Origin of the sequence: Streptomyces sp. NPDC088706 (genome assembly GCF_044752765.1) — a bacterium.
Taxonomy (GTDB): domain Bacteria; phylum Actinomycetota; class Actinomycetes; order Streptomycetales; family Streptomycetaceae; genus Streptomyces.
In genome coordinates this window covers 1-23,667 of the sequence record NZ_JBIVLW010000001.1, presented here as the reverse complement: position 1 = coordinate 23,667, position 23,667 = coordinate 1, and the positions used below count along the sequence as shown (strand labels likewise).

24 protein-coding genes and 1 rRNA gene are annotated in these 23,667 nt (G+C 70.6%); 16 read left to right on the top strand and 9 right to left on the bottom strand.

Features of this window, described 5'->3' with window-relative positions:
* The first annotated feature begins 185 nt into the window (after window positions 1-185).
* The 3 genes from fabG to ACIQAK_RS00115 all read left to right on the top strand — a co-directional run bounded on the left by fabG (window position 186) and on the right by ACIQAK_RS00115 (window position 2,233).
* Window positions 186-905 (top strand): 3-oxoacyl-[acyl-carrier-protein] reductase, encoded by a 720-nt coding sequence (gene fabG / locus ACIQAK_RS00125; protein WP_018488215.1) that lies wholly within the window; start codon window positions 186-188, stop codon window positions 903-905.
* Window positions 906-910: 5 nt separating this feature from the next.
* The gene (gene fabI / locus ACIQAK_RS00120; protein ID WP_366388557.1) at window positions 911-1,678 is read left to right on the top strand and encodes an enoyl-ACP reductase FabI; all 768 of its coding nucleotides are present in this window, start codon (window positions 911-913) and stop codon (window positions 1,676-1,678) included.
* A gap of 183 nt (window positions 1,679-1,861) precedes the next feature.
* Window positions 1,862-2,233 (top strand): hypothetical protein, encoded by a 372-nt coding sequence (locus ACIQAK_RS00115; RefSeq protein WP_366388558.1) that lies wholly within the window; start codon window positions 1,862-1,864, stop codon window positions 2,231-2,233.
* 62 nt (window positions 2,234-2,295) lie between these two features.
* On the opposite strand, the gene ACIQAK_RS00110 is transcribed toward ACIQAK_RS00115, so the two are convergent.
* Window positions 2,296-2,970 carry a FadR/GntR family transcriptional regulator gene (locus tag ACIQAK_RS00110; RefSeq protein WP_366388559.1) on the bottom strand — a complete coding sequence of 225 codons (675 nt, stop codon included), beginning with the start codon at window positions 2,968-2,970 and terminating at the stop codon, window positions 2,296-2,298.
* A gap of 120 nt (window positions 2,971-3,090) precedes the next feature.
* On the opposite strand from ACIQAK_RS00110, the gene ACIQAK_RS00105 reads away from it, so the two are divergent.
* From ACIQAK_RS00105 to ACIQAK_RS00090, 4 genes are all read left to right on the top strand, one after another.
* A complete protein-coding gene (locus tag ACIQAK_RS00105) occupies window positions 3,091-4,395 on the top strand; it encodes a CynX/NimT family MFS transporter (protein WP_366388560.1) in 1,305 nt (434 codons plus the stop codon).
* Between the two features lie 17 nt (window positions 4,396-4,412).
* Complete coding sequence (locus ACIQAK_RS00100; RefSeq protein WP_015607728.1) at window positions 4,413-4,529, top strand: SGM_5486 family transporter-associated protein; 117 nt, start codon at window positions 4,413-4,415, stop codon at window positions 4,527-4,529.
* A 147-nt stretch (window positions 4,530-4,676) separates the two neighbouring features.
* Complete coding sequence (locus ACIQAK_RS00095) at window positions 4,677-4,901, top strand: hypothetical protein (protein WP_366388561.1); 225 nt, start codon at window positions 4,677-4,679, stop codon at window positions 4,899-4,901.
* Between the two features lie 96 nt (window positions 4,902-4,997).
* Entirely contained in the window at window positions 4,998-5,516 is a 519-nt protein-coding gene (locus ACIQAK_RS00090; RefSeq protein ID WP_366388562.1) for a histidine phosphatase family protein, read from the top strand.
* 177 nt (window positions 5,517-5,693) lie between these two features.
* Here the strand turns inward: ACIQAK_RS00090 and serB are convergent, their stop codons facing one another.
* On the bottom strand, window positions 5,694-7,019 hold the full coding sequence (gene serB / locus ACIQAK_RS00085; protein ID WP_366388563.1) for a phosphoserine phosphatase SerB: 1,326 nt from the start codon (window positions 7,017-7,019) through the stop codon (window positions 5,694-5,696).
* A 210-nt stretch (window positions 7,020-7,229) separates the two neighbouring features.
* Between serB and ACIQAK_RS00080 the strand changes: the two genes are divergently transcribed.
* A complete protein-coding gene (locus ACIQAK_RS00080) occupies window positions 7,230-10,070 on the top strand; it encodes an FHA domain-containing protein (protein WP_401847734.1) in 2,841 nt (946 codons plus the stop codon).
* A 77-nt stretch (window positions 10,071-10,147) separates the two neighbouring features.
* Here ACIQAK_RS00080 and ACIQAK_RS00075 read toward each other — a convergent pair whose 3' ends face one another.
* The 3 genes from ACIQAK_RS00075 to ACIQAK_RS00065 all read right to left on the bottom strand — a co-directional run bounded on the left by ACIQAK_RS00075 (window position 10,148) and on the right by ACIQAK_RS00065 (window position 13,271).
* Window positions 10,148-10,885, bottom strand: a complete 738-nt coding sequence (locus ACIQAK_RS00075) for a transglycosylase SLT domain-containing protein (protein WP_366388566.1) — start codon at window positions 10,883-10,885, stop codon at window positions 10,148-10,150.
* A gap of 272 nt (window positions 10,886-11,157) precedes the next feature.
* A complete protein-coding gene (locus tag ACIQAK_RS00070; RefSeq protein WP_366388621.1) occupies window positions 11,158-12,360 on the bottom strand; it encodes an S-adenosylmethionine:tRNA ribosyltransferase-isomerase in 1,203 nt (400 codons plus the stop codon).
* A 185-nt stretch (window positions 12,361-12,545) separates the two neighbouring features.
* Window positions 12,546-13,271, bottom strand: coding sequence for an SDR family oxidoreductase (locus ACIQAK_RS00065; RefSeq protein ID WP_366388567.1), 726 nt, complete (start codon window positions 13,269-13,271; stop codon window positions 12,546-12,548).
* Between the two features lie 245 nt (window positions 13,272-13,516).
* Here ACIQAK_RS00065 and ACIQAK_RS00060 point away from each other — a divergent pair, with 245 nt between their 5' ends.
* Window positions 13,517-14,662 (top strand): GAF domain-containing sensor histidine kinase, encoded by a 1,146-nt coding sequence (locus ACIQAK_RS00060; protein WP_366388568.1) that lies wholly within the window; start codon window positions 13,517-13,519, stop codon window positions 14,660-14,662.
* The gene (locus tag ACIQAK_RS00055) at window positions 14,655-15,299 is read left to right on the top strand and encodes a response regulator transcription factor (protein WP_366388569.1); all 645 of its coding nucleotides are present in this window, start codon (window positions 14,655-14,657) and stop codon (window positions 15,297-15,299) included. The genes ACIQAK_RS00060 and ACIQAK_RS00055 overlap by 8 nt, the downstream gene beginning before the upstream one ends.
* A gap of 263 nt (window positions 15,300-15,562) precedes the next feature.
* On the opposite strand, the gene ACIQAK_RS00050 is transcribed toward ACIQAK_RS00055, so the two are convergent.
* Window positions 15,563-16,354 carry a hypothetical protein gene (locus tag ACIQAK_RS00050; protein ID WP_366388570.1) on the bottom strand — a complete coding sequence of 264 codons (792 nt, stop codon included), beginning with the start codon at window positions 16,352-16,354 and terminating at the stop codon, window positions 15,563-15,565.
* 135 nt (window positions 16,355-16,489) lie between these two features.
* Here ACIQAK_RS00050 and ACIQAK_RS00045 point away from each other — a divergent pair, with 135 nt between their 5' ends.
* The 4 genes from ACIQAK_RS00045 to ACIQAK_RS00030 all read left to right on the top strand — a co-directional run bounded on the left by ACIQAK_RS00045 (window position 16,490) and on the right by ACIQAK_RS00030 (window position 19,838).
* Window positions 16,490-17,287: an ABC transporter ATP-binding protein gene (locus ACIQAK_RS00045; RefSeq protein ID WP_366388571.1), complete on the top strand. Its 798-nt coding sequence runs from the start codon at window positions 16,490-16,492 to the stop codon at window positions 17,285-17,287.
* 110 nt (window positions 17,288-17,397) lie between these two features.
* Entirely contained in the window at window positions 17,398-17,826 is a 429-nt protein-coding gene (locus tag ACIQAK_RS00040) for an NfeD family protein (RefSeq protein WP_366388572.1), read from the top strand.
* Between the two features lie 185 nt (window positions 17,827-18,011).
* Window positions 18,012-18,986, top strand: a complete 975-nt coding sequence (locus ACIQAK_RS00035; protein ID WP_366388573.1) for an SPFH domain-containing protein — start codon at window positions 18,012-18,014, stop codon at window positions 18,984-18,986.
* Between the two features lie 84 nt (window positions 18,987-19,070).
* Window positions 19,071-19,838 carry a sulfite exporter TauE/SafE family protein gene (locus ACIQAK_RS00030; protein WP_366388574.1) on the top strand — a complete coding sequence of 256 codons (768 nt, stop codon included), beginning with the start codon at window positions 19,071-19,073 and terminating at the stop codon, window positions 19,836-19,838.
* A gap of 75 nt (window positions 19,839-19,913) precedes the next feature.
* On the opposite strand, the gene ACIQAK_RS00025 is transcribed toward ACIQAK_RS00030, so the two are convergent.
* From ACIQAK_RS00025 to ACIQAK_RS00015, 3 genes are all read right to left on the bottom strand, one after another.
* Window positions 19,914-20,426, bottom strand: coding sequence for an HNH endonuclease (locus tag ACIQAK_RS00025; RefSeq protein ID WP_366388575.1), 513 nt, complete (start codon window positions 20,424-20,426; stop codon window positions 19,914-19,916).
* Between the two features lie 138 nt (window positions 20,427-20,564).
* Entirely contained in the window at window positions 20,565-21,101 is a 537-nt protein-coding gene (locus tag ACIQAK_RS00020) for a YbhB/YbcL family Raf kinase inhibitor-like protein (protein WP_366388576.1), read from the bottom strand.
* A gap of 96 nt (window positions 21,102-21,197) precedes the next feature.
* Window positions 21,198-21,980, bottom strand: coding sequence for a sporulation protein (locus tag ACIQAK_RS00015; RefSeq protein ID WP_366388577.1), 783 nt, complete (start codon window positions 21,978-21,980; stop codon window positions 21,198-21,200).
* Between the two features lie 86 nt (window positions 21,981-22,066).
* Between ACIQAK_RS00015 and ACIQAK_RS00010 the strand changes: the two genes are divergently transcribed.
* Window positions 22,067-22,711, top strand: coding sequence for a DNA-3-methyladenine glycosylase (locus tag ACIQAK_RS00010; protein ID WP_366388578.1), 645 nt, complete (start codon window positions 22,067-22,069; stop codon window positions 22,709-22,711).
* A gap of 679 nt (window positions 22,712-23,390) precedes the next feature.
* Window positions 23,391-23,667, top strand: a 16S ribosomal RNA gene (locus ACIQAK_RS00005); the annotation flags it as partial.

Sequence of the window (23,667 nt, the reverse complement as noted above, 5' to 3'; positions counted from 1 at the left end):
GCACCGGGGGATATCGGGGACAGGTGTGCCGGGCACGCAACGGTGCGGACTGTAGGAACCCCACAGCCCCCCGGACAAGCCACTGTCAGGGCCCGATTCCTCGATCGGCGCGCGGTACCGATAGGTTTTCGACGTACTCGACCGCCAGAGGGTACGCACCACACCGCCAAGGAAAGGGTGATCCGTTGAGCCGCTCGGTTCTCGTCACCGGAGGAAACCGGGGCATCGGCCTCGCCATCGCCCGCGCCTTCGCCGACAACGGCGACCAGGTAGCGATCACCTACCGTTCCGGCGAGCCGCCCCAGGCCCTCACCGAGGCGGGTGTCCTCGCGGTCCGCTGCGACATCACCGACGCCGAGCAGGTGGAGCAGGCCTACAAGGAGATCGAGGACAAGCACGGTCCGGTGGAGGTGCTGGTCGCCAACGCCGGTATCACCAAGGACCAGTTGCTGATGCGGATGTCCGAGGAGGACTTCACGTCCGTCGTCGACACCAACCTCACCGGCACCTTCCGGGTCGTCAAGCGCGCCAACCGCGGCATGCTGCGCGCCAAGAAGGGCCGTGTCGTCCTGATCTCCTCCGTCGTCGGCCTCCTCGGCTCGGCGGGCCAGGCGAACTACGCCGCCTCCAAGGCCGGACTGGTCGGGTTCGCCCGGTCGCTGGCCCGTGAGCTCGGCTCGCGGAACATCACCTTCAACGTCGTCGCCCCCGGCTTTGTCGACACCGACATGACCCAGGTGCTCACCGAGGAACAGCGCAAGGGCATCGTGTCCCAGGTGCCGCTGGGCCGCTACGCGCAGCCCGAGGAGATCGCCGCCGCGGTGCGCTTCCTCGCCTCCGACGACGCGTCGTACATCACTGGAGCCGTCATCCCCGTTGACGGCGGATTGGGCATGGGTCACTGATCACCATGAGCGGAATTCTCGACGGCAAGCGCATCCTCATCACCGGGGTGCTGATGGAGTCGTCCATCGCGTTCCACGCCGCCAAGGTGGCCCAGGAGCAGGGTGCCGAGGTCATCCTGACGGCCTTCCCCCGCCCCACCCTGACCGAGCGCATCGCCAAGAAGCTGCCGAAGCCGGCCAAGGTCATCGAGCTGGACGTGACCGACCAGGAGCACCTGGACCGACTGGAGGGCCTGGTCCGCGAGGAGCTCGGCTCGCTGGACGGCGTCGTCCACTCCATCGGCTTCGCGCCGCAGGACGCGCTCGGCGGCAACTTCCTCAACACGCCGTTCGAGTCCGTCGCCACCGCGATGCACGTCTCGGCGTTCTCGCTGAAGTCGCTGGCCATGGCCTGCAAGCCGCTGATGAGCGAGGGCGGCTCGATCGTCGGCCTCACCTTCGACGCGCAGTACGCCTGGCCGCAGTACGACTGGATGGGACCGGCCAAGGCCGCGCTGGAGGCCACCTCCCGCTATCTCGCCCGTGACCTGGGCAAGGACGGGCTGCGCTGCAACCTGATCTCCGCCGGACCGCTCCGTTCCATGGCCGCCAAGTCCATCCCGGGCTTCGAGGAGCTGGCCGACGTCTGGAACACCCGCGCTCCGCTGGCCTGGGACATGAACGACCCGGAGCCGGCCGGCCGGGGCATCGTGGCGCTGCTCTCCGACTTCTTCCCGCGGACGACGGGCGAGATCATCCACGTCGACAGCGGCGTGCACATGATGGGCGCCTGACCGGCACCACCCCCGCTGAACGGCCCCCGGCCGCGTACCCCTCCCGATTCCCGGAGGCGGTACGCGGCCGGGGGCCGTTCACCGTCCGTGGCCGACTGCCTCCCCTCCGGTCGAAAAGTCGGCCGATCCACCGCAGAATGTGGAGGAACCGGACTTCTGTCAGGCTGCGGGAGGGAGATCGCTGTGCGCCCCACGCGTCGCCGCACCCGTCTCCTGCTGGCCGCTTCGGCGGCCGTCACCGCACTCGCCGTACCCCTGGGGTTCCACGTGGCCAGGGGTGCCGACTCCGGTACGGCAGCGGCGCCCCCGAAACCCGAACCGGCCGGCTCCGAGTGCCGTACGGCACTCGAGGGCTCCCGGGTCGTGGCGTACTGCCACAACCCCTACCCCTCCACCGACCTGGTCCAGCTGCACACCGAGTGCGCCCGCTGGTGGGACGTCGACGCGGACGGCGCGGCGGTCGCGGTGGCGCCGGGACGGACCGTGCGGCTGGAGGACCGCTGCTGGAAGGAGATCGCGACCGCCTGGGTCAGCCACCGGCCTGCGCCGCTCTGAGCGCGTCCGCGTCCGCCGGGTCGCGCCGCTCCGAAGCGCCCGGGGGATCCGCCGGACACCCCCTAGACCCGGTCCGCCAGGCAGTTCAATGCGTGGCTCGCCGCCTCGGCCGCGGCCGTCTCCGCGTCCCCGGCCCGGATCGCCTCGACCAGGCGCGCGTGATCCATATGGTTCTCCGGACGCAGCTCGGGACCCACGTCACCGCGCAGGTAGTCGCGCAGCAGATCCCCCAGGTCGGCGTAGAGCTCGGTGAGGACGTCGTTGTGCGAGGCGGCGACCACCGCCAGGTGCAGCGTGGCGTCGGCCGCGACGAACGCCTCCGCGTCGCCCGAGGCCCAGGCTTCCTCCCGCCGCGCCATCAGGGTGTCGAGCTGCCGTACATCGCGCTCGGTACGCCGTACGGCGGCCAGCCGGGCGGCCGACGACTCCAGCGTCGAGCGCAGCTCCGCGATGTGGCGCGGGTCGGCGGCGGCGAAACGGCGGTGCATCACCCCGGCCAGCTCGCTGGTGGCGATCACATACGTGCCCGAGCCCTGCCGGATGTCCAGCAGCCCGTTGTGCGCCAGCGCCCGCACCGCCTCGCGCACGGTGTTACGGGCCACGCCGAGCTGCTCGACCAGCTCCGGCTCGGTCGGAATCCGCGAGCCGACCGGCCACTCGCCCGAGGTGATCTGGTTGCGCAACTGCGCGATCACCTGGTCGGCGAGAGCCGAACGCCGGGGAGACGTCAGCGCCATGGTGCTCCTTGCTCGTGAGCTGTGAGGTCCGGGGCGGATTCTCTCAGGGGAACCGGGAGCCTTGAGGGCTACGGAGGAATGATTGGACAATCAATCATCCTATGATTCTATGATGGACTCATGCCGGACGACGAGACCCAGACCCAGACCCTGAACCGCGGCAGCGCCGCGCGCACCCCCGCCGGCCCTCCGGCCCCGGAACTCGCCGCGACCGCGGAGGCCCCCGCCCCCTGGCTGCTGCGCCTGATCGCCGTCGGGCTCGTCCTGGCCGCCGTCAACCTCCGCCCCGCCATCACCAGCCTCGGCGCCCTCCTCGAAGAGGTCCGCGAGGGGCTGCACATGAGCGGCAGCCTGGCGGGCGTCCTCACCTCCGTACCGCCGCTCTGTTTCGCGGTCTTCGGGGTCATGGCCCCCCGTCTCGCCCGCCGCTTCAGCCCGGGCGCGGTCGTCTGCGCGGGCCTGGCCGCCATCGCGGCCGGCCTGGTGGTCCGCCCGTACATCGGCTCCACCGCCGGGTTCCTGGCCGCCAGCGCGCTGGCTCTGATGGGCATCGCCGTCAGCAACATCCTGATGCCGGTGATCGTCAAGCGCTGGTTCCCCGACCGCGTCGGCACCATGACCGGCCTCTACTCCATGGCCCTGGCCCTCGGCACCGCTCTCGCCGCCGCCGTCACGGTCCCCCTGACCGGTGCGATGGGCGGGAACTGGCAGTCCGGGCTCGCCGTCTGGGCGGTGCTCGCCGCCCTCGCGGTGCTGCCCTGGATCGTCCTCGTACGGGACCGCACCCCGGCCCCGGGGACGCCTGTGCCGGGACCGGCCGCCGCCCGCCCCGCCGACGCCCCGACCCTCCGGATCACCCGCAGCCGGACCGCCTGGGGGCTCGCCTGCTTCTTCGGGCTCCAGGCGACCGCCGCGTACATCACCATGGGCTGGATGCCGCAGATCTTCCGCGACGCCGGGGTCTCGGCCGGTACGGCAGGCGTCCTGCTCGCGGTCACCATGGCGATGGGTGTCCCGCTCGCCTTCGTCATCCCCCGGGTCGCCGCCCGGCTCAAGCAGCAGGGCCCCATCGTCGTCGTCCTCGGCTTCTGCGGCCTGATCGGTTACGGGGGCCTCTACCTGGCCCCCGCCGCCGGCGCCTGGGTGTGGGCGCTGCTGCTGGGCGTGGCCAGCTGCGCCTTCCCGCTCGCCCTCACCATGATCGGCATGCGGTCACGGACCGGGGCGGGCGTGGTCCGGCTCTCCGCCTTCGCCCAGTCCACCGGCTATCTGCTCTCTATCCCGGGCCCGCTGCTCGTCGGCGTGCTCTACCAGCACAGCGGCGGCTGGGGGCTGCCGATCGCCCTGATGGCGGGGCTGATGATCCCGCAGATGGTGGCCGGGGTGCTGGCGGGCCGGGACCGGACGATCGAGGACGAGTGCTGAGGTGCGAGACTGGCCCCATGCCAGTGCTCGATCCTCATCCCAAGAACGGTCAGAAGAAGCTCCTCCTCGTCTTCGGAGCGATGCTTCTCGTCACCGTGGTCATCGGTGTGATCGCCACGATCGCCTCTCCCTGACGCCCGTCGGCCCCGCCCATGGTGGGGCTGGCCCCCCTGTCCCCTAGGGGGCCAGGGTCAGGGTGAAGTGGGTGGACCACCGGATGGGGCCGGCCGGCTCCGTTCCGTAGGTTCTTCGTAACGAACCGAACACCCACGGAGGCGGACATGCCGGTCCCTGCGCACCCCAGGCCCCACCGCCCGGCCCCCTCCCGTGGACCGGCCGCCGACCGTGTGGAGATACGGCTGCCCTGGTGGGCTGTGGCGCTCCCGGCCGTCGCGTTCGCCGCTCTGCTGCTCATGATCGTGAGCCCGGGGCAGGCACAGGCCGCCACCGCCGACCCGGCGCTCGGACAGATGGTGGAGCGCGCGCTCCACCTGCTCGCCCGCTGAGGCACGCCAACCCACCCCGGACCAGCACGTCCACCGTCCGGATGAGGCTGTCAACACCCTGCGCCAGGGGCCGCGTTTCATGCGAAGCTGAGGTGTATGAGCGTCGAGACACCTCGCAGGATCGTCCTTCTCAGGCATGCCAAGGCGGAATGGTCGCAGTCCTCCGATCATGAGCGCCCCTTGGCCGAGCGCGGCCGTAAGGACGCGCCCGTGGCCGGCCGCAGGCTCGCCGACTCCGGCATCGACTTCGACCTGGCCCTGTGCTCCAGCGCGGTCAGGACACGGGAGACCTGGAAGCTGGCGGTCCACGAATTCGCCCAGCGCCCCAGGACCGTCTACGAGGAGAGGCTGTACGAGGCATCCCTCGGCGAACTGATCGCCCTGTTCAACGAGACCCCCGACGAGGTCCGCAACCTCCTGGTCATCGGCCACAACCCGGGGATGCACGGAGCCGCCGACGCCCTCTCCGGCTCGGCCGAGGGCCACACACTGGCCCGGATGACCCGGGACGGCTTCCCCACGGCGTCCTACGCGGTCGTGGAGTTCCCCGGCTCCTGGAAGAGCGTGGAGCACGGAGCGGGCCGGCTCACGGAGTACTGGACGCCGAACGACTGAGCACCCGGGGCGCCGCTGACCAGGTGAACGTGCGGGGCCCCGGCACAGCTCCCGTGCCGGGGCCCTCCTCCGACCGCTCCGGGATCCGGCGGCTCCGACCGCTCCGGGATCCGGCGGCTCCGTACGCTCCGGGATCCGGCGGCTCCGTCCGCTCCCCGATCCGGCAGCCCGAGGCCGTCAGTCGACCAGACCGTCCGCCGCCTCCACCTCTTCACGGGTGATGCCGAGCAGATAGAGCACGGTGTCCAGGAACGGCACGTTCACCGCGGTGTGCGCCGCCTCGCGGACCACGGGCTTGGCGTTGAAGGCGACCCCGAGCCCCGCGGTGTTCAGCATGTCGAGGTCGTTCGCCCCGTCCCCGATGGCCACCGTCTGCGCGAGCGGTACCCCCGCCTGCTCGGCGAAGCTCCGCAGCAGCCGGGCCTTGCCCGCCCGGTCCACCACGTCACCGACGACCCGCCCGGTGAGCTTGCCGTCCACCACCTCCAGGGTGTTGGCGGAGGCGAAGTCCAGGCCGAGACGTTGCTTCAGGTCGTCCGTGACCTGGGTGAAACCGCCCGAGACGACGCCCACCTGGTACCCGAGGCGCTTGAGCGTACGGATCAGGGTGCGGGCCCCGGGCGTGAGCCGCACCTCGGCGCGCACCTTGTCCACCACCGAGGCGTCCAGGCCGGCGAGCAGCGCGACCCGGGCGTGCAGCGACTGCTCGAAGTCCAGCTCGCCGCGCATCGCCCGCTCGGTGACCTCGGCGACCTTGTCCTCACAGCCCGCGTGGGCCGCGAAGAGCTCGATCACCTCGTCCTGGATCAGCGTGGAGTCCACGTCCATGACGACCAGGCGCTGGGCCCGCCGGCTCAGCCCGGCGGAGACCACCGCGACATCCACCCCGATCTCCGCGGCCCCGGTGGCCAGCGCGGTCCGCAGCTCCCCGGTCCCGGTCCCCGACACCGCGAACTCCACGGCGGTGACCGGGTACTTCGCCAGTCGGAAGATGCGGTCGATGTTCCCGCCGGTCGAGGTGATCCTGGCCGCTATGGCGGCGGTCGACTCCGCGGTGAGCGGGTGCCCCAGCACGGTCACATGGGAACGGCCGTAACCGCGGGGCCGGTTGTCACCGGTGCCCGAGATGATCTCGGCCTGCAGCTTCAGGGAGTCGGCCCAGCTGTGCACGGTCGCCCGCAGATCACCCTCGGTCGTCCCGCCCACGGTGGGCGAGGTGACCAGGGCGCACAGCACGATGCGGCCCCGGGTGACGACCTGCTCGATGTCCACGACGTCGACGGAGTAGGCGGCCAGGGTGTCGAACAGCCCGGCCGTGATGCCGGGGCGGTCCTTGCCGAAGATCTTGACGAGCACCGTGGGCGTGTCGTCCACGAGAGGAGTGGGGGTGCCGTCCACGAGAGGAGGAGACACGTCGCTGTCCCGGGCGGGCTCGCCGCCGTCCCGACCGGGATCGGGGAGCTCAGGGGAGGAGGAAGGCTGAGGTGGCTGAGATGCGCTCATGGTGTTCCCACCGTATCGGTCCCGCGGCCGCGTCCGGCCGCCCGTCCCGAGTGCCGGACGCAATGGTGCGGGGCTTCCCGGCCGCCGCCCCCTGTGCGACGACCCGACTTTCGGATGAGGGACCGCTCCTGGAATAGTTCCCCACGATATTCAGCATCCCTAGACTCCCTGCGACGGGGGAAACTCGGGGGACAACTAGTGGGGCGCGGAGTGCCGGAACTCGTACTGGAATTGAATGGCAGCACCTGGACGCTCGATCCGTCCAGGCCGTACACCCTCGGGCGTGATCCGCAGGGGGACCTGACGATCGACGACGCCCGAGTCTCGTGGCGGCACGCCACGATCGGCTGGGACGGCCGGAGTTGGTTCATCGAGGACCACGGCTCCACCAACGGCACCTACGTCCAGGGACAGCGCGTCCAGCGCACGGAGATCGGGGTCGGCGCCGCCGTGCGCCTGGGCAACGCGACCGACGGCCCGCGGCTGAATCTCACCGCTGCCGCCGGCCACAGCGCCCAGCCGGCCGTCGCCCACCAGGCCCCCGCGAACCAGCAGCACCCGCAGCAGGCCCCCGCGCACCAGCAGCACGCGCAGCAGGCCCCCGCGCACCAGCAGCACGCGCAGCAGGCCCCGGCGCCCCAACAGCAGCACGCGCAGCCGGGCGCGGCGGCCTGGCCCGGACAGCAGGCCCCCGGCCAGCACCAGGCCTCGCCCCAGCACCAGGCCCCCGGCCAGCACCAGGCCTCGCCCCAGCACCAGGCCCCCGGCCAGCACCAGGCCCCGCCCCAGCACCAGGCTCCCGCGCACCAGGCCCCTCCCCAGCAGGCGTGGCAGCAGCAGGCACCGGAGCCCCAGCAGCAGGCCCCGTACCAGCAGGCCCCCTATCAGCAGGTTCCGCACCAGCAGGGCCCGGCGCAGCCGGCCGCCCCCGCCCACGGCGGCGGACCGGCCCACGGCGGCGGACCGGCCCACGGTGGCGGACCGGTCACCGGCGGCGGACCGGTCACCGGCGGTGCGGCGGGGGCGTCGCCGGTCTACGGCGACCGCAGCCCGACCACGTTCCACCAGCTGGCACTCGGCCGGGTCATGCGCATCGGTCGTGCGCTGGAGAACGAGCTGGTCGTCTCCGATCTCCAGGTCTCCCGCAACCACGCCGAGTTCCACGCGACGCCCGACGGCCGGTTCGAGATCCGCGACCTCGGGTCGCACAACGGCACGTACGTCAACGGTCTGCCGCTGCAGAAGTCCGGTTCGGCGCTGATCGGCCCCAACGACATCGTCGGCGTCGGCCACTCGACGTTCCGGCTGGTCGGGGACCGGCTGGAGGAGTTCGTCGACACCGGTGAGGTCTCCTTCTCCGCCCGCCACCTCACGGTGACGGTCGACGGCGGCAAGCAGATCCTCAAGGACGTCTCCTTCGGCGTCCCGGAGAAGTCGCTGATCGCGGTCATCGGCCCGTCGGGCTCCGGAAAGTCCACCCTGCTGAAGGCGCTCACCGGCTACCGGCCCGCCAACGAGGGTGACGTCCTCTACGACAACCGGAACCTGTACAAGCAGTTCGCCGAGCTGCGCCAGCGCATCGGTCTGGTCCCGCAGGACGACATCCTGCACAAGGAACTGACCGTCACCAAGGCCCTCAAGTACGCGGCCAAGCTCCGCTTCCCCGCGGACACCACCGAGGCCGAGCGCCAGGCCCGGATCACCGAGGTCCTCGCCGAGCTCAAGCTCGACATCCACAAGGACAAGAAGGTCACCTCGCTCTCCGGCGGCCAGCGCAAGCGTGTCTCGGTCGCCCTGGAGCTGCTGACCAAGCCGTCACTGATCTTCCTGGACGAGCCGACCTCCGGCCTCGACCCCGGCATGGACCGCGATGTCATGCAGCTGCTGCGCGGCCTCGCCGACGACGGCCGCACGGTCCTCGTCGTCACGCACTCCGTGGCCGAGCTGGCCATCTGCGACAAACTCCTCGTCATGGCGCCCGGCGGTTCCGTGGCGTACTTCGGTCCGCCGGAGGAGGCGCTGAACTTCTTCGGCTACAGCTCCTGGGCCGACGTCTTCTCCGCCTTCGAGAACTACCGCGACTACGACTGGGCGGGCCGCTGGCGCGGTTCGCAGCACTACCAGATGTACGCCGCCGACATCGACGCCGTCGCCGCGCAGGCCGTGCACATGCCGCCGCCGCAGCAGATGCGTCCGCCGAAGCCGCAGAGCTGGGGCACCCAGCTGTGGACCCTGATGCGCCGGTACGTCTCCGTCATCGCCTCCGACAAGGGCTTCCTCGGCCTGATGGTGGCGCTGCCCGCCGTGATCGGCGTGGTCAGCGCGGTCATCCCGGCGGACTTCGGACTGGCGGCACCGGCTCCGCCGTCCCGGTTCAACTCGAAGGCCGGAACGATCATGCTCATCCTCGCGGTCGGCATCTGCTTCTCCGGCGCGGCCAACTCCGTACGAGAAATGATCAAGGAACGTGTCATCTACGAGCGGGAACGGGCCACCGGCCTCTCCCGCTCGGCCTATCTGATGTCCAAGGTGATCGTGCTCGGCGTGATCACGGCCTTCCAGAGCGTCATCCTCTGCGGTATCGGCTTCGCCGCCCATGATCTGCCTGCCGAGGGCCTGTTCATGTCTCCGGCCGTCGAGATCTGCCTCTCCGTCGTGGCGCTCGGCTTCACCTCGATGATGTTCGGTCTGATGATCTCCTCGCTGGTCAAGACCTCCGAGAAGACCATGCCGCTGCTGGTGATGTTCGCGATCGTCCAGGTGGTCTTCACCGGGGTGCTCTTCCAGCTCTACGGGTCGCCCGGCCTGGAGCAGTTCGCCTGGCTGATGCCGGCCCGCTGGGGTGTGGCCGCGGCCGGCACCACGCTGGACCTGGCCCAGCTGATGCCGCCGTGGGACCCGAAGAACCCGACCGACCTGGACCCGCTGTGGGAGGCCTCGGCCGTTCAGTGGGGGATCAACATCTCCGTGCTCCTGGTGATCGGCCTGCTGTGCGGTGTCGCGGTCGCCCGGCTGCTGCGCCGCCACGAGCCCGAGGTCATGCGCAAGTAGGGCCCGCCGGTACGGAACGACGCCGGAGGCCGGCACCCCCGCGGGGGTGCCGGCCTCCGGCGTGGGTACGGCTGGGCTCAGTACGCGCTGTTGACGTTGTCCATCGAGCCGTAGCGGTCGGCCGCGTAGTTGCAGGCGGCGACGATGTTGGCGACCGGGTCGTAGAGGTCCTTCTTGGTGCCCTTGACGTGGTACCGGTCGAAGGTCGGCTGGATCACCTGGAGCAGGCCCTTGGAGGGTATGCCGTTCCGGGCGTTGATGTCCCAGTTGTTGATCGCCCAGCGGTTACCGCTGGACTCCCGGATGATGTTGCGGTGGATCCCGCTGTAGGAGCCGGGGATGCCTTCCTTCTTCATGATCGCCATCGCCTCGCGGATCCAGCCGTCCAGGTTGTTGGCGTAGACGGGCTTGCGTGCGGTGGAGCGGCTGGCCGCCTCGGAGCTGCGCTTCTTCGCGTCGGCCTTGGCCTTGGCGGCCTTGTCCTTCGCGTCGGCGGCGGCCTTGGCCTTCGCGGCCTTCGCCTTGGTCTCGGCGGCGGCCTTGGCCTTGGCGGCGTCGGCGGCCTTCACGAGCTGCTCGGCGGTGGAGTGCTGCTCGATGAGGCTGTCCTGCACGGTCTTGGCCTGTGCGGAGCCTCCGGTGAAAGCCACGGGAGCGGCAGCGCCGGCTGCCTGCGGGGCAACCTCGGCCTCGGCGTTCGACGGGACGAGCGAGAAGGTCAGGGAGGCGACGGCCAGGGCCGACACACCGGCCACGGAGATCTTCTGGACCTTGTTCAGACGACGGACACGGCTGGGGATGCGAGTCGCAGACATGTAGGGCTACCTCTTCGAATGCTCAGGTGTCCTCACGGAGGACGAGACCGGAGGCGGCGATGCGCACCTCCGTCGGGGACGAGAGCAATTCTTAGCGGCAGCAAAATCGCGTGGCAAAGGTGTGACGTACGAAGCCGGGTAGTGGAACAGGGTCCTGTTCGTCCGAAATAACACCCGATCCTGATTACCTAAAACGCCCTTTTAGGTCCACTAGGTACGTTCGTAAGTGACGTGGGCCCTATGCCCGGGCTCACACCGCCGAGGCGGTTGGCTCACGGGTCGTTGCTGAAGCAATCCGGAGTGTTACGTTCCTCATTCGGCGGGATGAGGTGCACGTCCCCGAACTCGTGCCAGAGGTAGCGCCGCTCCAGCGCCGCCTCGTACCCACGTCGCAGCGCCGCACGGCCCGCGACCGCCTCCAGCATCAGCAGGTGCGAGGCCTGCGGCTCGTGGAGCCCGGCCAGCAGCCCGTCCACCACCCGCACGCCCCGGCGCGGCGTGACCACCAGGTCCGTCCAGCCCGCGACGGGCCGTACCACCCCGTCCGCGTCCACCGCCGACTCCAGCGCCCGCACCGCCGTCGTCCCCACCGCGACCACCCGGCCGCCCGCCGCCCGCGCCGCGTTCACCAGCCATGCCGTCGTCGGCGGCACCGCGAACCGCTCGGGGTACGGAGGCTCGTGCGCCTGTGCCGACGCCACCCCCGTATCCAGCGACAGCGGAGCGAACTGCACCCCCCGGCTCACCAGCTCCGCCACCAGGGCGGCCGTGAAGGGGCGCACCGCACTCGGCATCTCCGCCGAACCGCTCCCGTCCGGCGCCTCCACCGCGAACACGGTCCGGTACGCGGAGAGCGGCTGGTCCCGTTCCGTGTACCCGTACCTGATCGGACGCCCGTACCGCCGCAACAGCTCCGGCACCCGGTCCGGCACCCGCGCCCACCACAGCCGCGCCCCCACCGCGGGACCCAGCGGCTCCTCCAGCACCAGCTGCCGCCCGCCCGGCAGCCGCACCACGCAACCGGCGGGCCCACCCGGGCGTGGCACGGTGGCCCCCGACGCCCCCGACGCCCCCGACGCCCCCGACGCCCCCGACGCCCCCGACGCCCCCGACGCCCCCGGCGCCCCCGGCGCCCCCGGCGTCCGCAGCTCCACCGCCCACCGCCCGTCCTCACCCCGCGTCGAGAAGTGCACGACGACCCGCTCGCCGCCCACGCGCCCGTTCACCGCGGCCGGCAGCGTCGCCGACGTGTTCACCACCAGCACGTCCCCGGCCCGGAGCTGCCCGGGCAGCTCCCGGAACGCGTGGTGCGAGACCTCCGTCCCCCGGGTCACCAGCAGCCGTACGTCGTCCCGCCCCGACCCACGCTGCTCGGCCGGCACCCGCGCCGACAACTCCGCGGGCACCCGCAACGCCTCCAGGGGCGAAGCCCCGACGGCTGGTGACGGGTCCTCGCCGGCCCGCCCGCACCCCACGGGCGAAGCCCCGGCATCCTCCACCCACCGGAGCCCGCACCCCACGGGCGAAGCCCCGGCACCCTCCACCCACCGGGGCCCGCACCCCTCCACCGGAGCGCCACCGCACCCCTCCACCGGAGCGCCACCGCCCCCCTCCACCGGAGCGCCACCGCCCCCCTCCGGCCTCGCCGCCCCTACCGCACTCACCGCGCACCCCTGTCCGCAGCCACCGGTTCCTCCAGCAGAGCCGGAGCGGCGAACCGCCCACTGGCCGGCCGCTCCCGCACCAGCCGCAGGAACGCGGGCACCACGCTCGCGGGTGAGGGCCGCCTCTCCGCGCCGTCATCCGGCACCGCGGCCTCGTACAGATCCGTGTCCATGTCCCCCGGATCGACCGACCACACCCGCAGCCCGGGCTCCTCCACGCCCAGCACCGCCGCCAGCTGGTCCAGCGCCGCCTTCGACGCCCCGTAACCGCCCCACGTCCCGTACGGCTCCGCCGCCGCGTCCGAGCTGACCGTCACCACGGCCCCCGCGGCCGAACCACGCAGCAGCGGCAACGCCTCGTGTACGAGACCGAGCGCGGCAACCACATTCGTCTCCAGCGCCCGCCGCAACCCCTCCAGCGGCTGCGCCTCCAGCCGGACCAGCGGCTCGGCGCCCAGCACGCTCGCGTTGCTCACCAGCAGATCGAGCCCGCCCAGCTCCCCGGCGGCCGCGACCAGCTCCGCCCGGTGCGCCGTGTCCGTCACATCCCCCGGCACGGCCACCACCCGCGTCCCGTACCGTTCCCGCACCGCCTTCGCCGTCGCCTCCAGCACTACGGAGGTCCGCGCGTCCAGCACCAGATCCCACCCCTGCCGGGCCAGCGCCTCGGCGAGGGCGCGCCCCAGCCCCTTCGAACCACCCGTGATCAACGCAACCGGCATGGTGACCCTCCTCGGAACGTCGGCGTCCACCGGGTGACCCCGGCGACTCCAACGTAGGAAGCCCCGCTCGCGCCCCGCCTCGCCCAGGAGCCGCACCCGCACCCGCACCCGGCACTTGGGCCTAGGACCGGAGTGGTCCTAGGACCTGCGGCCGGGCACGGGCCGCGAGCGGCCTAGGTCCCCGGCCCACGGGCCGCGTCCTCGGTCCGATACGGCCGCCCTGCCCCCGCCGGTACGGTGATCCCATGAGTCATCGCCCACCGTCGGGATTCGCCGCGGTGAGTGCCGCGCTGCTCGCCATGAGCCGGCACCTCGAAGTAGGAGACGTCCTCAAGACGATCGTCGCCTCCGCCCGTGAGCTGCTCGACGCCCAGTACGCGGCCCTCGGCGTCCCGGACGACCACGGCGGCTTCGCCCAGTTCGTGGTCGACGGCGTGAGCGACGAACAGTGGAAGGCCATCGGCCCGCTGCCCCGGCAGCACGGCATCCTCGCCGCGATGCTCCACCAGGCCAAGCCCGAACGGCTCGCCGATGTCCGCGAGGACCCCCGCTTCGAGGGCTGGCCGGAGGCCCACCCCGACATGTCCGACTTCCTCGGCCTGCCCATCACGGACGGCGACGAGATCATCGGCGCCCTCTTCCTCGCCAACAAGATGTCCCCCAAGCCCGACGGCGGCTGCGGCTTCACCGCCGAGGACGAGGAGCTGCTCTCGATCCTCGCTCAGCACGCCGCGATCGCCCTCACCAACGCCCGCCTCTACGAGCGCAGCCGCGAGCTGACCATCGCCGAGGAGCGCTCCCGCCTCGCCCACGAGCTGCACGACGCGGTCAGCCAGAAACTGTTCTCGCTCCGGCTCACCGCCCAGGCCGCCGCCGCGCTCGTCGACCGCGACCCGGCCCGCGCGAAAGGGGAGCTCCAGCAGGTCGCCGTACTCGCCGCCGAAGCGGTCGACGAGCTGCGCGCGGCCGTCGTGGAACTGCGCCCGGCCGCGCTCGACGAGGACGGGCTGATCGCCACGCTCCGTACCCAGATCCAGGTCCTGGACCGGGCCCACGCGGCCGCGGTCACCTTCGGGAGCAGCGGTGTACGCGCCCTGCCCGCCGCCCACGAGGAGGCGCTGCTCCGGGTCGCCCAGGAGGCCCTGCACAACGCCCTGCGCCATTCCGGCGCGGAGCACGTGGACGTCACCCTGGCCCGGCACGCCACCTCGACCGTCCTGCGCGTCACCGACGACGGCATCGGGTTCGACCCCACCGCCGTCCGGCGGGCGGGCCGTCACCTGGGACTGGTCTCCATGCGCCACCGGGCCAAGAGCGTCGGCGGCCGGCTGACCGTTGTTTCGGAGCCCGGGAAGGGCGCCACGATCGAGATGGAGGTCCCCGGTGGCTGACAAGATCATCAGGGTGCTGCTGGTCGACGACCACCAGGTGGTCCGCCGCGGACTGCGCACCTTCCTGGAGATCCAGGAGGACATCGAAGTCGTCGGCGAGGCGTCCGACGGCGCCGAGGGCGTGGCCCGCGCCGAGGAGCTCCGGCCCGACGTCGTCCTCATGGACATCAAGATGCCCGGCACCGACGGCATCGAGGCCCTGCGCAGGCTCCACCAGCTCGACAACCCGGCCAAGGTCCTCATCGTCACCAGCTTCACCGAACAGCGCACGGTGGTCCCCGCCCTGCGCGCCGGAGCCTCCGGTTACGTCTACAAGGACGTCGACCCGGACGCCCTGGCCGGTGCCATCCGCTCGGTCCACGCCGGACACGTCCTGCTCCAGCCGGAGGTCGCCGGCGCGCTCCTCACCCAGGACGACGCGGGCAGCGGTACGGGCCGGGGGAGCACCCTGACCGAACGCGAACGCGAGGTGCTCGGCCTCATCGCCGACGGCCGTTCCAACCGCGAGATCGCCCGCGCCCTCGTCCTCTCCGAGAAGACGGTCAAGACGCACGTCTCGAACATCCTGATGAAGCTCGACCTGGCGGACCGCACGCAGGCCGCACTGTGGGCGGTACGGAACGGCGCCGCAGGCTGACACAACCCGACCCGACCCCCCCTTCCCAGTCAGCCGGCGCCTCCCCACCCCGTCCGGCGCCTCCCCACCCCGTCCGGCGCCTCCCCACCCCGTCCGGCGCCTCCCCACCCCGTCCGGCGCCTCCCCACCCCGTCCTGCGCCTCCCCAGCCCGTCCGGCGTTTGAGGACGGAACCCTCACGGTGGGTCCCCCGCGCCAGAAGGGCCCCCGCCCAGGGGCACCCACCCCAGCCCGTCCGGCGCTTGAGGACAAAGGCCCGCGGGCCTACCGCCGAACCTCCCCGCCCTCCACATACGCGTTGTAGGCCGCCACCTGAGCCCGCCGAGCCACCCGCTCCACCGGCCGCAACGCGGCCCCCCGCGCCGCGATCTCCGACGCGCTCACCGCACCCCCGTGCCCGGACCCGTACGCCACCGAGACCAGCAGCCCCACCCGCTGCGCCAACTCCAGCACCCGCACCGCCCGCGGCGGATACCCGGGCGCCAGCACATCGCGCCCCCGGCCCCCCTCCGCCCGCGCCCGGTACGCGTCCACCGCCGCCTCCGCCACCGGACCGGAGCCGGCCACGTCCAGCCGGGACAGCACCGCCGTCGCGTCCCGCAGCGCCTCCGCCAGCTCCCGCTCCGCCTCGCCCAGCGACGGCACGTCCGCCGGCGGCGCTTCCCGCACCGGCAGCACCCGCCACACCACCTCGATGTGCAGATCCCCCTCAGGACCCACCTCGCTCACGTCCGGCACCAGCCCGTACGGCACCCCGTACGCGATCACCGCCTCCTCCGCCTCCAGCGCCCGCGCGTTGAAGTCGGGCGGACCGCTCAGCCCCAGCGGATGTCCCGGCACCGGCAGCGCGACCCGGAAACCGGTCGCCCCCAGCGCCCGCAGCCGCCCGAGCGCCAGCGTGAGCCCGACCGGCCCCGTCTCACCCGGCAGCCCCTCGACGCGGTGCACCGCGTCCTCCCCGACGATCGCCAGCGCCGCGTCGTCCGGCGAGACAAGTCCCGCCAGAAGCGCGTTCCCCCAGGCGGCCAACAACCCTGAACGTGGTTCCACAAGCATGGGGACAGCCTAGGGAACGGACCGGGGACGGACCTCACGGCCGGACCACTCGCGCGGTGGCGTAGGTTTTCCCTGGGACTGTGCCCACAGGCACGCGACGATCTCGACGAGACTGCATGGGGAGACAACGCGCTCATGAGCGATGTACTGGAGCTGGTGGACGTATCCGTGGTCCGCGACGGACGCGCTCTGGTGGACGACGTCTCCTGGTCGGTCAAGGAGGGGGAGCGCTGGATCATCCTGGGCCCCAACGGCGCCGGCAAGACGACGCTCCTCAACCTCGCGTCCAGCTACCTCTTCCCGAGCAGGGGAACGGCCACCGTCCTCGGCGAGCAGCTGGGCGGCGTCGGCACCGACGTCTTCGAACTCCGCCCCCGCATCGGCATGGCGGGCGTGGCGATGGCCGACAAGCTGCCCAAGCGGCAGACCGTGCTGCAGACGGTGCTCACCGCCGCGTACGGCATGACCGCCACCTGGCACGAGAACTACGAGGCCGTCGACGAGGAGCGCGCCCGCGCCTTCCTGGACCGCCTCGGCATGACCGAGTACCTGGACCGCAAGTTCGGCACGCTCTCCGAAGGAGAGCGCAAGCGCGCTCTGATCGCCCGCGCGATGATGACCGACCCCGAGCTGCTGCTCCTCGACGAGCCCGCGGCCGGACTCGACCTCGGCGGCCGTGAGGACCTGGTACGCCGCCTCGGCCGGCTCGCCCGCGACCCGTACGCCCCCTCCATGATCATGGTCACCCACCATGTCGAGGAGATCGCGCCCGGCTTCACCCACGTCCTGATGATCCGGCAGGGCAAGGTCCTCGCGGCCGGACCCATGGAGACCGAGCTCAGCTCCCGTAACCTCTCGCTCTGCTTCGGCCTGCCACTGATCGTCGAGCACACCGGCGACCGCTACACCGCCCACGGCCTGCCGCTCTCCTGACCCGGCGCCCACCTGCGAGCAACCGGCCTGGCGCAATCCGCCGGGCGCGTACCGCAGTTGACCACCCCTGCGCCCTGTCGGTGACGCACCGACAGTCCTACGATGACCATGTGGACATCGACGCATGGGTGTGGTGGCTGATCGGCGCGGTGGGGCTGGGCATCCCGCTCGTCCTGACCGCGATGCCCGAGTTGGGAATGTTCGTCGTCGGGGCGCTGGCCGCTTCCGTCGTCGCCGCGCTCGGCGGCGGCATCGTGGCCCAGGTGCTGATCTTCGTCGTGGTCTCGGTGGCGCTGATCGCCGTCGTGCGGCCGATCGCGGCCAGACACCGGGCCGGAGGGACCGGCCATGCCAGCGGCATCGACGCCCTGAAGGGCCGTCAGGCGGTCGTCCTGGAACGGGTCAGCGCCGCCGACGGCCGCATCAAGCTCGCCGGCGAGGTCTGGTCGGCGCGCTCGCTCGACGAGGACCAGGTCTTCGAACCCGGCCGACAGGTCGATGTCGTGGACATCGACGGAGCGACGGCCGTCGTCATGTGAGCGAACCGTGCACGAGGCGGGCCCGGTTCTGCGAGACTCGAAGTCGATCATGTCGATCATCATGAGAACCGGGTCCGGGCCCGAACTCACCGGCGACCGGCCCCCGTCCGCATCCCCATGACGATCCGACCCCGATCACCGCGATCACCGCGATCCGTCGGCAACCGAAGGGCACGAGAGACACGATGCAACCGATCATCATCGTCCTGATCATTCTGGTGGTGCTCGTCTTCATCGCCCTGATCAAGACGATCCAGGTCATTCCGCAGGCCAGCGCCGCCATCGTGGAGCGCTTCGGCCGCTACACGCGCACCCTGAACGCGGGCCTGAACATCGTCGTCCCGTTCATCGACTCGATCCGCAACCGGATCGACCTCCGTGAACAGGTCGTGCCCTTCCCGCCGCAGCCGGTGATCACCCAGGACAACCTCGTCGTCAACATCGACACCGTCATCTACTACCAGGTGACCGACGCCCGAGCCGCCACCTACGAAGTCGCCAGCTACATCCAGGCGATCGAGCAGCTCACCGTCACCACCCTCCGCAACATCATCGGAGGCATGGACCTGGAGCGCACCCTCACCTCCCGCGAGGAGATCAACGCGGCCCTGCGCGGCGTCCTCGACGAGGCCACCGGCAAGTGGGGCATCCGCGTCAACCGCGTCGAGCTCAAGGCGATCGAACCACCCACCTCCATCCAGGACTCGATGGAGAAGCAGATGCGCGCCGACCGCGACAAGCGCGCCGCGATCCTCACCGCCGAAGGCATCCGGCAGTCCCAGATCCTCACCGCCGAGGGCGAGAAGCAGTCCGCGATCCTGCGCGCCGAGGGTGAGTCGAAGGCAGCGGCCCTCAGGGCCGAGGGTGAGGCCCAGGCCGTCCGCACGGTCTTCGAGGCCATCCACGCAGGGGACCCGGACCAGAAGCTGCTCTCGTACCAATACCTCCAGATGCTCCCGAAGATCGCCGAGGGTGACGCCAACAAGCTCTGGATCGTGCCCAGTGAGATCGGCGACGCCCTCAAGGGCCTCAGTGGAGCCTTCGGCAACCTCGGCGGCGGCGCCCCCGGCTTCAACACCGGGGGCAACGGCGGCAACGGCAACGGGGGCAACTCCGGTGGCACCGCGGTGGAACGACGCCAAGAACCCCCGGTCTCCTGACGCGCCACCCTCTTCGTGCATGATCAGTGAGGCCCCTCGACCTTCATGGCGGGGAGGCATCACTGACCATCGAAGGAGATGGCCTTGTCCATCTGGGAAATACTCGCCGTCCTCGCGGCGGGAGTCGGTGCGGGCACGATCAACACGATCGTCGGCTCGGGCACCCTGATCACCTTCCCCGTCCTGCTCGCCACCGGCCTTCCGCCGGTGACCGCCACCGTCTCCAACGCGCTGGGCCTCATCCCCGGCTCGGTCAGCGGAGCCATCGGCTACCGCAAGGAACTGGCCGGCCAACGCCGCCGCATCCTCAGACTGAGCGTCGGAGCCGCCATCGGCGGCCTCACCGGCGCCACCCTCCTGCTCGCCCTGCCCTCCACGGCGTTCGAGACGATCGTCCCCGTCCTGGTCGCCCTGGCCCTCGTGCTGGTGATCCTGCAACCACGCATCAGCAAAGCCGTCCAGCGCCGCCGCGAGCGGGCCGGCACTCCCGCCCGCCCCGACGGCGGCCCGCTCCTGTTCACCGGCCTGATGCTCGCCAGCGTCTACGGGGGCTACTTCACCGCCGCCCAGGGGATCATCTACCTCTCCCTGATGGGCATGCTGGTCGACGACACCATCCAGCGCCTCAACGCCGTCAAGAACGTCCTGGCCGCCGTGGTCAACAGCATCGCCGCGCTGTTCTTCCTCTTCGTCGCGGACTTCGACTGGACGGCGGTCGTCCTGATCGCGGTCGGCTCGGCCATCGGCGGCCAGATAGGAGCCAAGGTCGGCCGCCGCCTCAGCCCCACCCTCCTGCGCGCCCTGATCGTCGCCGTCGGCACCGTGGCCATCGTCCAGCTGCTGCTGCGCTGACACACGTGGGCCCGCCCCCTCCCAGGGACGGGCCCACGGCTCCGACGACAAGCGTACGACGCGTACGCCACCGTCCTAGGCGGCCGCCGCCGCCCGGTCCAGCCACCGAGGCAGCTCCGCCCGGTCACCGGCCCCCATCGCCAGCAGCATCGCCTCGGCGGGGGAGGGCACGAACGGCTGTTTCAGCAACGGCATCCCCGCCTGCTCCGGCGTCCGGGCCGCCTTGCGATGGTTGTCCTCGGCGCAGGAGGCCACCGTGTTCAACCAGGTGTCCTGACCCCCCTGGGCACGCGGCACCACATGGTCGACGGTGGACGCCCGCCGCCCGCAGTACGCGCACCGGTGCTGGTCCCGGATCAGCACACCCCTTCTGGACCACGGCGCCTGTCTTCGGAACGGCACCCGTACATACCGGCAGAGTCTGATCACCCGGGGCACCGGGATGTCCACGGCGGCACCACGCATACGGAGTTCGGGATGCGACTGCTCGACGACGGCCTTGTCCGTCAGGATCAGGACCACCGCACGGTTGAGCGTCACTGTCGACAGCGGCTCGAAGCTCGCGTTGAGAACCAGCGTGTCACGCATCCTGCCCACCTCCCGTGTGCCGCCCGCCCCCTGGCAGGCCCGGATCAACTCTGGCTGGGCAGGCCGCGATGGACAACGCAATAAAAAATGCCCTGCTCTGATCTCTCCAAGACCAGAGCAGGGCAAACAACAGACGAACTAATCGGCGGCGGGAGCCTCGTACTCACCGATCAGCTGGGCACGCCCCAGGGTGTGGAACCGGAGGTTGAACCCGACCACCGCGGGCGAGGAGTCGCTGTCGATACCGAGCTTCTCGGTGTCCACCGCGTACACGGTGAACACGTAGCGGTGGTTCTCCCCGGCAGGCGGCGCGGCCCCGCCGAACTCCTTCGACCCGTAGTCGTTACGCGCCTGGAGGGCCCCATCGGGCAGCCCTTCGGACGAACCGCCGCCCGCACCGGCCGGCAGCTCGGTCACCGACGCCGGGATGTCGAAGACCACCCAGTGCCAGAACCCGCTCCCCGTCGGGGCGTCCGGATCGAAACACGTCACGGCGAAGCTCTTGGTCTCCGCCGGGAAACCCTCCCACCGCAGGTGCGGCGAGGTGTTCCCGGACGCAAGCACCTGCGCGTCCCCCAGCACGGCACCCGGAGCGAGATCCTTGCTCGTCACGGTGAACGCGTGCACTTCCGGATGGAAGTCGTGCGGCAGCGGGGCCCTCTTCGGCTCGGTCACGTCTCGCACCTCTCCTGATCGGCTCGTCTGCCGCGAGCGACTCGCCGACCGCCCGGCAGCAGGTCTTCTCCAGGTTCTCCGCCCGACCCTAAAGCCCTAGAGCCAGTTGCGCTGTCCGCCGACCTGGGCCAGCCACTGGTTGAGGTACGCCGCCCAGTCGGTCTGCTGGAAGTCGTTCAGACCGACCTTGAACGCCCGGTACGAATCGCTGCCCTCGCTGAACAGCCCCGGCTTCTTGTCCATCTCCAGGATCACGTCCATCTCGCGGTCGTCCGCGACGAACGTCAGCTCGACCTGGTGAAGCCCGCGGTACTGCTGCGGCGGTACGAACTCGATCTCCTGGTAGAACGGCAGACGCTGACGGGTGCCCCGGATGTGACCGCGCTCCATGTCCGCACTGCGGAAGGTGAAGCCCAGCTGTCCGAAGGCGTCCAGAATGGCCTGCTGCGCCGGCAGCGGGTGCACATTGATCGGGTCCAGGTCACCGGAGTCCAACGCCCGGGCGATCTCCAGCTCGGTGGTCACGCCGATGTCCATACCGCGCAGGTGCTGACCGGCGAACATCGTGACCGGCGTCTCCCACGGGATCTCCAGACCGAACGGCACCACGTGCACCGCCCCCGCCTGTACCTCGAAGGCACCGCCGAGCCGCACCTTGGCGAACTCGATGTTCTGCTTGGTCTCCTGGTCACCGCTCTCCACCTCGACCCGCGCCTGGAGACCGACGGAGAGCCCCTCGATCTGCTGGGCCACGGAGCCGCCCTGGATCCGCACCTCGCCCTGGACGACCCCACCGGGGACGACGTTCACCTCGGTGAGCTCGGTCTCCACCGACGCACCACCGGCACCCATGCTCGCGAGCAGCCGCTTGAAGCCCATGATCACTCCTTCTTGGTCCTGACCCTAGATACGCGCCATGACCGTAGCCGGTTCCCGCGCTCGTCTCCCCAGTACCCTCGGACGGCATGACCAAAGGCCCTGACCGCACACCCCTGACGCGCGACTTCTTCGCCCGATCCGTCCAGGAGGTCGCCCCCGACCTCCTGGGCCGCACGCTCGTCCGCCACAGCGACGAGGGCACGATCGAAGTGCGCCTCACCGAGGTGGAGGCGTACGCCGGCGAGGCCGACCCCGGCTCGCACGCCTTCCGCGGCCGCACCGCCCGCAACAGCGTGATGTTCGGTCCGCCCGGTCATACGTACGTCTACTTCACCTACGGGATGTGGCACTGCCTCAACCTGGTCTGCGGCCCGGAAGGCCAGGCGAGCGGAGTGCTGCTCCGCGCGGGCGAGATCAACGTGGGTGCCGGCCTGGCCCGGGAGCGCCGCGCCTCGGCCCGCAATGACAAGGAACTGGCCAAAGGTCCGGCCCGCCTCGCCACCGCCCTCGCCGTCGACCGGACGCTGAACGGCAGCGACCTCTTCGCCGGCCCCCTCCCCGAACTCTCCGTACTCCACGGCACCCCGCCCCCGTCTGAGCAGGTACGCAGCGGCCCCCGCACCGGAGTCGGCGGAGACGGGGCACACCAGCCGTGGCGCTACTGGATCGCGGACGACCCCACGGTCAGCCCGTACCGCGCCCACGCTCCCCGCCGCCGCGGGGCGAAGTGACGAGCCATGAGCGACTTGACGCGCCCGGGGCGGACGCCTAATGTAGTCCAAGCCGCTTGACACGGGTACAGCTGTCGGCACGGTCCATCGGACCGGATCGAGCAACCCCGAAGAGGCCAAACCACTACCTACGACTCACCCTGGCGGGTGTGAATTCGGCATGCCCGCAATTCGCTCGACAGGCTCGATTATGAGCTGCCAAGGGAATGGGCTAACGTAGTGAACACGCCGAAAGGCAAGGCCACCCCACAGGCCACCAGAAATCGAATTCGGACCGGAAACGGAACGAAAAGAGTCTGGTAAAGTTGGAACCGCCGGAAAGGGAAAACGCGAAAGCGAAGAACCTCGAAAGCACCCCGCTTCGACCGGGAATCGGACAGGAAAGAGTCTGATAGAGTCGGAAACGCAAGAACGAAGGGAAGCGCCCGGAGGGCCCCGGTGAAACGGGACCGAAGGAAGCGTCCGTTCCTTGAGAACTCAACAGCGTGCCAAAAGTCAACGCCAGATATGTTGATACCCCGGCCTGCTACGGCAGGTTGGTGGTTCCTTTGAAAAGTCCTGTCAGGGTCGCTTCGGTGATACCGGCAGGCAATACACAGCGAGGACGCTGTGAACAACGGGTCTTATTCCGACCGGTTGTTCCGCTCTCGTGATGTGTGCACCCGATTACGGGTAAACATTCACGGAGAGTTTGATCCTGGCTCAGGACGAACGCTGGCGGCGTGCTTAACACATGCAAGTCGAACGATGAAGCCCTTCGGGGTGGATTAGTGGCGAACGGGTGAGTAACACGTGGGCAATCTGCCCTTCACTCTGGGACAAGCCCTGGAAACGGGGTCTAATACCGGATAACACTCTGTTCCGCATGGGACGGGGTTAAAAGCTCCGGCGGTGAAGGATGAGCCCGCGGCCTATCAGCTTGTTGGTGGGGTAATGGCCTACCAAGGCGACGACGG

Excerpts from the sequence above, each read along its gene's own strand:
- fabI (WP_366388557.1), top strand. The coding sequence starts at position 911 with ATGAGCGGAATTCTCGACGGCAAGCGCATCCTCATCACCGGGGTGCTG.
- ACIQAK_RS00110 (WP_366388559.1), bottom strand. The coding sequence starts at position 2,970 with ATGGCGCTGACGTCTCCCCGGCGTTCGGCTCTCGCCGACCAGGTGATC.
- ACIQAK_RS00105 (WP_366388560.1), top strand. The coding sequence starts at position 3,091 with ATGCCGGACGACGAGACCCAGACCCAGACCCTGAACCGCGGCAGCGCC.
- ACIQAK_RS00100 (WP_015607728.1), top strand. The coding sequence starts at position 4,413 with ATGCCAGTGCTCGATCCTCATCCCAAGAACGGTCAGAAGAAGCTCCTC.
- ACIQAK_RS00095 (WP_366388561.1), top strand. The coding sequence starts at position 4,677 with ATGCCGGTCCCTGCGCACCCCAGGCCCCACCGCCCGGCCCCCTCCCGT.
- ACIQAK_RS00090 (WP_366388562.1), top strand. The coding sequence starts at position 4,998 with ATGAGCGTCGAGACACCTCGCAGGATCGTCCTTCTCAGGCATGCCAAG.
- serB (WP_366388563.1), bottom strand. The coding sequence starts at position 7,019 with ATGAGCGCATCTCAGCCACCTCAGCCTTCCTCCTCCCCTGAGCTCCCC.
- ACIQAK_RS00075 (WP_366388566.1), bottom strand. The coding sequence starts at position 10,885 with ATGTCTGCGACTCGCATCCCCAGCCGTGTCCGTCGTCTGAACAAGGTC.
- ACIQAK_RS00065 (WP_366388567.1), bottom strand. The coding sequence starts at position 13,271 with ATGCCGGTTGCGTTGATCACGGGTGGTTCGAAGGGGCTGGGGCGCGCC.
- ACIQAK_RS00060 (WP_366388568.1), top strand. The coding sequence starts at position 13,517 with ATGAGTCATCGCCCACCGTCGGGATTCGCCGCGGTGAGTGCCGCGCTG.
- ACIQAK_RS00050 (WP_366388570.1), bottom strand. The coding sequence starts at position 16,354 with ATGCTTGTGGAACCACGTTCAGGGTTGTTGGCCGCCTGGGGGAACGCG.
- ACIQAK_RS00045 (WP_366388571.1), top strand. The coding sequence starts at position 16,490 with ATGAGCGATGTACTGGAGCTGGTGGACGTATCCGTGGTCCGCGACGGA.
- ACIQAK_RS00035 (WP_366388573.1), top strand. The coding sequence starts at position 18,012 with ATGCAACCGATCATCATCGTCCTGATCATTCTGGTGGTGCTCGTCTTC.
- ACIQAK_RS00025 (WP_366388575.1), bottom strand. The coding sequence starts at position 20,426 with ATGCGTGACACGCTGGTTCTCAACGCGAGCTTCGAGCCGCTGTCGACA.
- ACIQAK_RS00015 (WP_366388577.1), bottom strand. The coding sequence starts at position 21,980 with ATGGGCTTCAAGCGGCTGCTCGCGAGCATGGGTGCCGGTGGTGCGTCG.
- ACIQAK_RS00010 (WP_366388578.1), top strand. The coding sequence starts at position 22,067 with ATGACCAAAGGCCCTGACCGCACACCCCTGACGCGCGACTTCTTCGCC.